3 protein-coding genes and 1 pseudogene are annotated in these 3,558 nt (G+C 71.1%); all 4 read right to left on the reverse strand.

What is annotated here, in order from left to right; genetic code table 11:
• Nucleotides 1–45 precede the first annotated feature (45 nt).
• Nucleotides 46–369, reverse strand: coding sequence for an STAS domain-containing protein (locus tag AB0M20_RS32455; protein WP_364304150.1), 324 nt, complete (start codon nucleotides 367–369; stop codon nucleotides 46–48).
• A gap of 129 nt (nucleotides 370–498) precedes the next feature.
• A complete protein-coding gene (locus tag AB0M20_RS32460; protein WP_364304151.1) occupies nucleotides 499–1,374 on the reverse strand; it encodes a pyridoxal-phosphate dependent enzyme in 876 nt (291 codons plus the stop codon).
• A complete protein-coding gene (locus AB0M20_RS32465) occupies nucleotides 1,371–3,065 on the reverse strand; it encodes a sulfatase (RefSeq protein WP_364304152.1) in 1,695 nt (564 codons plus the stop codon). Before AB0M20_RS32465 ends, AB0M20_RS32460 begins: the two co-directional genes overlap by 4 nt.
• A gap of 60 nt (nucleotides 3,066–3,125) precedes the next feature.
• Nucleotides 3,126–3,558: pseudogene (locus AB0M20_RS32470) on the reverse strand (hypothetical protein); the annotation flags it as partial.

A 3,558-nucleotide genomic window follows, 5' to 3' on the forward strand; every position in this document is an offset into this window, starting at 1 on the left:
AGCCGCGGCCGCTGGGGGGTGGCCGCGGCTTCAGTCCGTTCGCCGTCAGTCCGCTCCGAACAATTCCAGGGTGCCGGTGACCTCGAGCACCCGCCGGACGATCCCGTGGGCGTTGACCATCCGGATCCCCACCCCGGTCTCGCGGCCCTTGAGGAAACCCTCGATCAGGCCGGCCAGGGCCTCGGAGTCGAGGAAGGCCACGCCGCTCAGGTCGACCATGAGCGTCCGCAGTCCCGGAGCCGTCGCCGCCTCCATGATCGAGTCGCGCACGTCCTCGCGCGCACCGATGTCGAGCGAGCCGCCCAGCCGCAGAGTGCCCAGCCCGTTCCTGGGGACGAAGGTGTCGATCGAGTAATACCGCTCCCGCACCCGATCGTTTCTACCAGCAAGGATGTCGGTACGCGCAGTGCGTATTCATCCGATCGGTTCGGTTTTCTGAGGTTTACGGCCGGTTTCTCGCCCTGCGTGCGCGACCGGCTCCGCTCGGGAAAGGCGGGCTCAGCCGAGGACCGCGACCAGGGTCGTGCCGGCGGGCCAGCGGCCGCGGTCCAGCAGCGTCATGATCCCGGCCATCATCTTGGCCTCGTAGACGGCGTCCAGCGTGATCCCGTGCCGCGACTCGAAGTCGACGACGAAGGCGTCCAGCGCGGCGGTCCGGCGGGCGAAGCCGCCGAAGTGGAACTCCGGCTCGATCGACCAGTTCGTCGTCGTCCGGCCGTACGCCCGCTGCAACGCCGCCACGTCGCCGGCCAGGAAGTCGCCCTTCAGGGCCCCGAAGCCGATCGCCTCGCGGCCCGGCGGCAGGCCCGCCGCGATCCCCGCGAGGGTGGTGCCGGTGCCGCTGGAGCAGCAGACCACGTCGTACGGTTCGGTGATCTCGGACGGCAGCTCCGCGCAGCCGCGCACGCCGTCCGGGTTCGCGCCGCCGGCCGGGATCACGAAGAACCGGCCGAACTCGCGGTGCAACCGGCGCAGGAAGGCCGGCTCGGCGCGGTTGCGGTACTGCGCGCGGTCCACGTAGGTGATCGTCATGCCGAGCTCGGCGGCCCGGCCCAGGATCGGGTTGAGCGGCAGGTGCTCCTCGCCGCGGACCACCCCGATCGTGGCGAACCCGAAGTGGTGCCCGGCCGCCGCCGTGGCCAGGATCTGTTTCGAGTACGCCCCGCCGAAGGTGAGCAGCGTGTCCGACCCGCCGGACGCCGCGGCCGCCAGGTTGTGCTTGAGCTTGCGCCACTTGTTGCCGGGCAGGTCCGGATGGATCAGGTCGTCGCGCTTCAGCAGCAGCCGCACGCCGGCCGCCCGCGCCCGGTCGTCGGCCAACTCCTCCAGCGGGGACGGCAGACCGAGTACGACGTCGCTGATCGGAGACGTCACGGGCCGCTGAACGTGGTCAGGAACCGGTCGCGGAAGGCGTCCATCCGGGCCGGCGGGGTGGACGGCAACGGTTTGAGGCCGGGCGCCCACTGCCACGACGCCATCTTGGCCAGCACCGCCTTGTCGCGGGTGACGATGCTGATCGGCACGTCGCGGCCCGCGTTCTGCCCGGTGACGATCGGGGATGGCTGGTGGTCGCCGAGGAAGACCAGCACCAGGTCGTCGTCGCCGTACTTCTCCACATACGACACCAGGCTGTTCACCGAGTACTCGACCGAGCGCAGGTACTCCGCGCGGACCCGGTCGGTGTCCTTCCAGACCTCGGTGGCCGACGGGTCGTGCGCGGTCATCGGGCCGAAGATCGCGCCGTCCCCGAGCTCGTCCCAGCCGACCAGGTCAGGGATCGGCGCCCACGGCGTGTGGCTGGAGACGAAGGTGATCTCGGCCATCAGGTTCTTGCGGTCCGGCTTGGAGCGTTCGAGCCTCTCGAAGGCCTGCAGGGTGAACTGGTCGGGCATGGTCGCCCAGCTGAACTTCGGGCCGTGATAGCCGAGGTCCTTCTCGCCGTAGATCTGCTGGAAGCCGTAGAACTCGCCCTCCGGCCAGGCGTAGGTCAGGCCCGGCTCGACGCCGACGGTGCGCCATTCGGCCCGCCCGAACGCGCTGGTCAGCGTCGTGCGGTCGCTGGCGGTCAGGGTGCGGTAGCGCTGCTCGTTGTCCACCCACAGCCCGGACTGGAAGGTGGAGTGGGCCAGCCAGCTGCCGCCGCCGGCGGTGGGCGAGGTGAGCCAGCCGCTCTGCGCGCCGTACCCGGCCGCGGTCAGCTTGGCGGTGCCCGCCCGCAGCGTGGCGTCCATCTTCGCGGCGTAGTCGGGGTCCTCGACCGCGCTGCGTCCGTAGCTCTCGATGAACGCGAAGACCACGTCCTTGCCGCGCAGGCCGGTGAGCAACTGGTCGGGCGGGGTGTCGCGGAACCGGTCGTCGGCGGCCAGGACGGCGAACTCGCGCTTGTCCTTGATGCCCTCCGGAATCTTCAGGTAGGTGTCGCGGGCCAGCGTGATCGCCGTGTCCGAGGAGATGAACACGGTCGAGACGAAGTGCGTGCCGAGCAGGGCGAGGACGATCCAGGCCGCGCTGAGCGCGAGCACGGTCCGCGAGGCGGCGGTGCGGTGCCGCTCGGCGAGGCGGGTCAGGCGCAGCGTCGACCAGGCCATCAGCACGGGTACGCACAGCACGAGCAGCATCGCGCCGACCGCCGCCAGCTTGGCACCGGTCTCGCCGATCGAGTCGCCCAGGAAGCTGAGCCCGTCGTCCAGCAGCGTCCAGTCGAGCACCGGGTTGAACGGCCGGGCGAGCGCACTGTAGAACGCCATGTCGACGATCTTCACGATGGTCAGCAGGCCGAGCAGGGTGCCGCCGACGATCGCCGTCACGCGCCGGATCCGAGGCGGCAGCACCAGCAGCACCGCGATCGCGATGAGCGCCTCCATCGGGATCCGGATGAAGGCCTCGGCGGTGTTGGAGCCCTCGGGCAGCCGGCTGACGTTCTGCGGGGTGCTGAGCGCCAGGAAGACCAGCACCGCGGCCAGCGCGGTGAACACGCCGGCCGCGATGCGGCGCCAGCGGCGGGGTGAGGGCGGGTTTTCCGGGGTCATCGTTGCGTCGGCGGAGCCGAGAAGATCGACGGACAAGGCGGATCCTTCGGTACGAGCAAGCGCACGGCCGGGCATGTGCCGCACACAGCTAGTACGTCACTTCCCGGCGAACGGTTCACGGGCAGCACTGTAGGCCCTGTGCAGGGTGGCGACGACGACCGCCGTGCAGGAGAGCACCACGGCGGCCACGATGAGCAGGAGGACCGGATAGCCGACGGCCGGCGCCGGCCACGCCAGCAGCACCGGCAGCGCGAAGCCGGCGTAGGTGATCGACCAGTACAACCCGGTCAGCCCGGCCAGGTCCTGCGGCGGCGCCATGGCCTGCACCTCGACCAGCCCCGAGACGATGCAGATCCCGTAGGCCGCGCCCAGGACCGCGGCGCCCGCCACGGCGAGCAGCGGCGAGTGCGACACGGCGACCGCGGCGAGCAGCAGGGTGCCGGTCAGGAAGACGAGCATGCCGGCGACCGCCTGCCGGCCGCGGGTGACCCGGCCGATCCACGGCACCGCCGGCTGGACGCCGGCTCCG

It is taken from the genome of Actinoplanes sp. NPDC051633, from assembly GCF_040681735.1.
Taxonomy (GTDB): Bacteria; Actinomycetota; Actinomycetes; order Mycobacteriales; family Micromonosporaceae; genus Actinoplanes.